Origin of the sequence: Succinimonas sp. (genome assembly GCF_045225735.1) — a bacterium.
Classification (GTDB): domain Bacteria; phylum Pseudomonadota; class Gammaproteobacteria; order Enterobacterales; family Succinivibrionaceae; genus Succinimonas.
Genome location: NZ_JBGVBR010000383.1, coordinates 1 through 5698, shown reverse-complemented (window position 1 = coordinate 5698; position 5698 = coordinate 1). Strand labels below are relative to the sequence as shown.

The window sequence follows — 5698 nt, the reverse complement described above, 5'->3', positions numbered from 1 at the left end:
CAGAGGATCCTCTTCATTGACCCGGGAAATCCCCACCCGGCACTTGCCGTTCTCAATGGTTCCCACATAACGGAGGGTTTCGCCCTTGGATTTGGCATCGGCGATCTGATCCCGGAAGTAAGCATCAGCTTCAGGAAGACGCTTAAGGAAATCCTCCTTGCTGCCGGAAGCGTCAAATCCCGGCGGGAGAGCCATTTCCACCTCCACATCCTGCAGGGTGAGCTCCATGCCGCATTCCCGGGCCAGAATGAGAATCTTCCTAGCCACATCCATGCCGTTCAGATCATCCCGGGGATCCGGTTCGGTGAAGCCCTTGTCCCGGGCGATCAGGGTAGCCTCGGAGAAGCTCATGCCCTCGTCCAGCTTGCCGAAGATAAAGGACAGGGAGCCCGAGAGAATGCCGCTGAACCGCTGCAGCCGGTCGCCGGCGGCGATAAGGTTCTGCAGATTCTCGATAACCGGAAGTCCGGCGCCCACATTGGTTTCATAAAGGAACTTCCGCCGGCGGAACTGCGCGGCCTCCCGGAGCTTGCGATAGTACTCCATGCTGCCGGTGTTGGCCTTTTTGTTGGGAGTGACCACATGAAAGCCGGAAAGCAGGAAATCCGCATACTGATCGGCAATGGACTGATCTGAAGTGCAGTCCACAATCACCGGGTTTATGAAATGGGTCTCGGTGATAAACTCCTTGGCCCGGGCCAGACTGAAGGCCTCCTGCGATTCATTAAGAGCGGCGCGGTAATCCGACCCCAGATCAATGCCTTCCGGACTCAGGATCATGTGCTTGGAATTGCAGAGACCGAAAACGCGGATCATGAGGTTGTGATTCTTAAGGAGCACCGGCTGCTGACGGCGGATCTGCTCCAGAAGCGAGCCCCCTACGCCGCCCACTCCGATAACCAGAACATCGATGTGCTGAATGGAGCTGAAGAAGTTCTGATGGCAGATCTTGATGGCCTCGCTGACCTTGTTCCGGGATACCACCGCGGATATGGATCTCTCCGAAGAGCCCTGAGCGATGGCATTAACGTTGATATTGGCCAGAGCCAGAGCGGAGAAGAACTTGGAGGCAATGCCCCGCACCGTGAGCATGCCGTCTCCCACCACGGAAATAATGGCCTTGTTTTCCACAAAGTCAATGCTGTCCAGAAGCCCGTCCTTGAGCTCCAGCTGGAACTCCTCCTCCAGAGCCCGCTCCGCCCTCTCCTTGTCGGAGGAGTGAATGCAGAAGCTGATGCTGTACTCGGAGGATGACTGGGTGATCAGAGCAATGGAAATCCGGGCCTGGGAAACGCAGGTAAAGATGCGTCCGGCCATGCCCACCATGCCCTTCATGCCGGGGCCGGAAATGTTCACTAGGGTAATGTCCTTGAGATCCGAGATGCCCTTCACCGGCAGGGAGGGATCACCGATCTGGGCAATCAGGGTGCCCTCGCACTCCGGATTAAGGCTGTTCTTGATATGACAGGGAATGCGGTACTGGGCAATGGGAGCAATGGTTCTGGGATGGAGCACCTTGGCGCCGAAGTAGGAAAGCTCCATGGCCTCCTTGTAGCTGAGCCGCTTCAGGAGGATGGCATCCGGAACAATGCGGGGATCGCAGCTGTATACGCCGTCCACATCAGTCCAGATCTCGCAGGACTCGGCATTGACGCACACCGCAAGGCAGGCGGCGGAATAGTCGGAACCGTTGCGGCCCAGAAGGGTGAGCTCACCCTTTTCATTGCCGCCGGTGAAGCCCATCATGATATAGATGGTGTAATTGTTGACCTTGCGTTCCTGGAAAAGCTTCCGGGAAGCCTCCAGATTAATCCGGGATTCCAGATAGCCGCCATTGGTTTTCAGAGTTTCCACGGAGCACAGCCGGGTAACCTGCTCGCCCCGGGCCTTAAGGAGAGCCTCCATCAGCACTACCGAAAGCTTTTCGCCGCGGCTCAGAATGAAGGCCTGAACATTGTCCGGACACTGCCCCAGCAAAGTAATGCCCTGAATTCTCTTCTGAACCAGAGCAAACTCTTCCTCCATTTTCCGGTAGAGCTCGGCAGCCTCATAGGCCGGATAACGCTCCTGAATACCGGCAATAAGTCCGGAAAAAATCGACTTAATCTCGGCAATGATCGGAGTGGCATCAAGGCCCTGAGAAGCCTTGTCCACCAGATCCGCCAGAAGGTTGGTAACCTTGGCGGGAGCCGAGAGCACCAGCGCAACCTGAGATTTGCGGTGGGTATTTACAACAATATCTGAAACGCGAAGAAATCTCTCGGCGTTGGCCAGAGAAGTCCCTCCAAACTTTAAAACCCGCATCAATACCTCTGAAATTAAAAAAAGCCCTGAATCCTGACGAATCGGGCTCTTCCGCGTTTACCCGGGCGAAAGCCGCGGCTTTCATTTTCCGCTGCTGTCAATAAAGGCCCGGCAAACGCCTGACAATCCTGAATAATTTACCCGGTGGGCACAAGAAAACAGGGTAAATGATCCCAAATATGAGGTATTTTGTCAAGAACACGGCACAGGAGCACAGGTAGCAGGGTACAGGAGGCGAGGCATAGGCGGCGCAGAGGGGATAGATAGGTAGGATAGACGGGACAGATGGCCGCAGAACCGCCCCGGGGAGAAAAGACACTCCGGGCGCCGCCCCCGGAAGCGCTGTCTGGATCGGAAACATCAGGAATTAAAGTAGGTCACCGCATTTCCTGCATCCTTCTTGCTCATGTAGGCGCAGCCGTCCGCCTGCTCGTAAATCTCCTGGAAGGCAATGTCCCCGTCGCCCCGATAGAAAGCCGCTCCGGCGCTGACATACACGGAACGATCGCCGATCTCGGGAATCCGGATGGCCTGAATATTGCGCAGAAGGCGCTCTATCACCGCCTGAGCCTTGTCCCGGGTGGTCAGGCCCAGGGCATAGACGGCAAATTCGTCCCCCCCCAGCCGCATCACCACATCATAGCTTCTGAAGGAGGCGGTGAGAGCCTTGGCCACGCTGATAATGACCTGATCTCCGACCTTGTGACCGTAGGTATCGTTGTACTGCTTGAACTTGTCGATATCCAGAAGAAGGAACATGCCGCTCTGCTTTTCAGAGAGGAACTCTGAAATGCGATGCTCTCCGGTGCCCCGGTTGCAGATGCCGGTCATCTGATCGATTTCGGCCAGATGCTTCAGCTTCTCCCGCTGCCGTCTCTCCCGATCGATAAGCTCCACCAGCCAGATCACTCTGACAAGCTGCCCGGCGTCATCCCGCTTCTCCGCGATAAAGCGCGTGCGGCACCATTTGTTGCAGCAGTTCAGGAATTCTTCGGTAACCGTATTAACGCCGCGCATCCTTTCGTCTAAGGTACTGAGATCCACAAACTGCAGCATTCTTTCCCGGGAGCTTTTATCGGAAATTCTGGCCGCAATCCTGGTGAAGCTGGCCTGGGCGTCTCCCGGAATCAGGGCCACGGCTCCGTCATCAAGACCAAAGCATTTATCGCAAACAACATTCTCGGGAGCCGGATTTCCGGATTCCTCCGGAGCGGTTTTTCCGGCAAGATCGCAGCCTTTCCTGTTTCCAGCGGTTTTGCCGGCAGAGCCGCCCCGGCCGGAAATAAAATCATGGTAGCTGATTTTGGAGCAGGTGTTGCTGTCAATGTCGACATCATACATGCAGACGTAAATGCGTCCCACAGAGGAAAGCTGCATGTTCAGCTTGAGAGTGAAGTGATTGCGAAGAGCGATCTTGTACAGGATGGTGATAATAACCGCCAGGGACAGCAGCGTCACCAGCACGGAAAACTGAATAATAAAACGGGGCAGCTTGAAAAGCTCGGCGGTATTCATGGCCGAAACACTGACCCAGCCGCCGGCCAGAGGCTCGGCATAAACCATATAGCTGGTATTGCCGTATTCCACCTCAAACCGGGAAATCTTATCAACGAATATTCTTCTGGCGATAAGAGCTCCCAGAGTGCCATTCTCCTTAAGGTAGTCGTGCTTCACCTGGCTCCGGTCGGTATGAGCCACCACGCCGCCTTCATTGTCCAGCACCATGCCAACGCCGCCCTCAGCGGCATCCCCGATATGCTCGGTGATTTCCTGCACCTCCCGGAGGCTCACGTCAATGGCCACAATGCTTTGCCCGTCCTCCAGAAGTCCGGTGATGGTCATCATGGCTGTGCCGGTCTGCATGTCCACATAGGGCTTTACGAAGGTGATGTTAGTCTTGTTAGCCATGGTTTCCAGATACCACGGCCGTTCCCGGGGGTTGAAGTCCGGCCCCGGCACCCAGTCGCCGCCGTCCACATAGACATCGTTTATGAGGCCGTAGAGTCCGGTGGAATCGCTGTCCAGGGTGTTTTTGATATTCTCGGACTCCATTTTGAGGAATTTTTCGACTTCCACATGAGTCATCTTGTTCCGGAGCATGGTGTCCACGGTATAGCTGGTCATCTTGATGGTGTTGAGACCGGTGAGGAGGTATTCGTCAAAGCTTTTGGAAAACTCCCTGGCGCTGATTTCACCCCGGAGGGAAATGCTTTCCTTGACAGAAGAATAGAGGGCATAAAAGCCGGTGGCGAGGGCTGCCGTGGTGGCGGCAATCGCAATCACGGCTATAATGATATTGCGAAGGCCCAGACTGGCAAAGGCTTCCCAAAACCTGGCCTTCATAACTTTCTTTCCGGCTTTGCGACTGAACATGTGGCTACCCGATAATCCCGAATGCAGCGGGATATTTGCCCCTGCTGCTATTTTTATACTTATTTAATGCGTTCTTTACAGAAAACGCTGCCGCCCGTTCAAAAAAATTCAGGCGCTTAAAACCGGCTGAAACTGAGCCGGATAACGGCATTCACGACCCCGCCGGCAAAAAGAACATTAAGTCTGTGCTCTCAGGAGATAACGGCAAATGCCCGCGGCACAGCATTATTGCTTATAATCTCTTCTATTTTAGTACAATAATTCACATTGCGAAACTGTTCACAAAAGCTCTCTTTTTATGCTCTCCGTTCCGGTTTTAAAGGCCCCGCGGCAGGCGGCGGAATAACCGCTGTCCGGGACTTTCCTTACCGCTGCCGGCTGAAAAAGCAGGCCCTCGCAAAGGAGAACGCTAAAGGAGCGCCGATGTTACAACGGCGGCAAAAGTTTTCCCATGACACTTATCACATTAATTGCATGATTACGGCAAAATTCTTATGACGCCGGCGAAAAGAACTATAATTGAAGCCGCATGCTGCGCTTACTTTCAACGGGACTCCTTCGCCATGGACAATCAGACAGACATCTCCCCGGATCTCGCCAGGGCTCTTGAGAACAGCAATATCGGCCAGGCGCGCTTTCAGCTTTTAAGAAGCCTGCGCCGGGGCACATCCGACAATTTTCAGAGGTTCGACCGGGAGCTCAGTCACGCTGCTCTCCGGAATGATCGGATAATCGACAGCGATCTTGAGGAAATACTCGCGCCGGAGGACAAGTGGAACGAAGATTATCTCCTCCGGCAGGAATTCCGGCTGATGCGCAATTTCTCCCGGAGCCGGATCGAGCACATCAAAAGCATTCTCGGCAGTCTGTACATGTCCGGCCCCGTCTCCCGCAGACGGCGGCTCATAATATGGATTTCCGTCTGCCTGTTTCTGAGCATTCTGGGCACCGGACTTCTGTATATGAGCGGAGAACGGGAGCCGGGAATACTTTTGACCACCTGTCTGCTCCCTCCGCTGGT

Annotated in this window: 3 protein-coding genes; 1 reads left to right on the top strand and 2 read right to left on the bottom strand. The window is 54.7% G+C overall.

The annotated features are described in order from the left end of the window. Both thrA and ACJROR_RS13605 read right to left on the bottom strand, forming a co-directional pair. A partial coding sequence (gene thrA / locus ACJROR_RS13610; protein WP_406547576.1) for a bifunctional aspartate kinase/homoserine dehydrogenase I occupies nt 1-2304 on the bottom strand: 2304 nt, incomplete at its 3' end. Nucleotides 2305-2664: 360 nt separating this feature from the next. Beyond that, on the bottom strand, nt 2665-4647 hold the full coding sequence (locus ACJROR_RS13605; RefSeq protein WP_406547575.1) for a diguanylate cyclase domain-containing protein: 1983 nt from the start codon (nt 4645-4647) through the stop codon (nt 2665-2667). A gap of 593 nt (nt 4648-5240) precedes the next feature. Between ACJROR_RS13605 and ACJROR_RS13600 the strand changes: the two genes are divergently transcribed. Next, nucleotides 5241-5698 (top strand): hypothetical protein (locus ACJROR_RS13600; protein ID WP_406547574.1); only part of this gene is annotated, 458 nt, incomplete at its 3' end.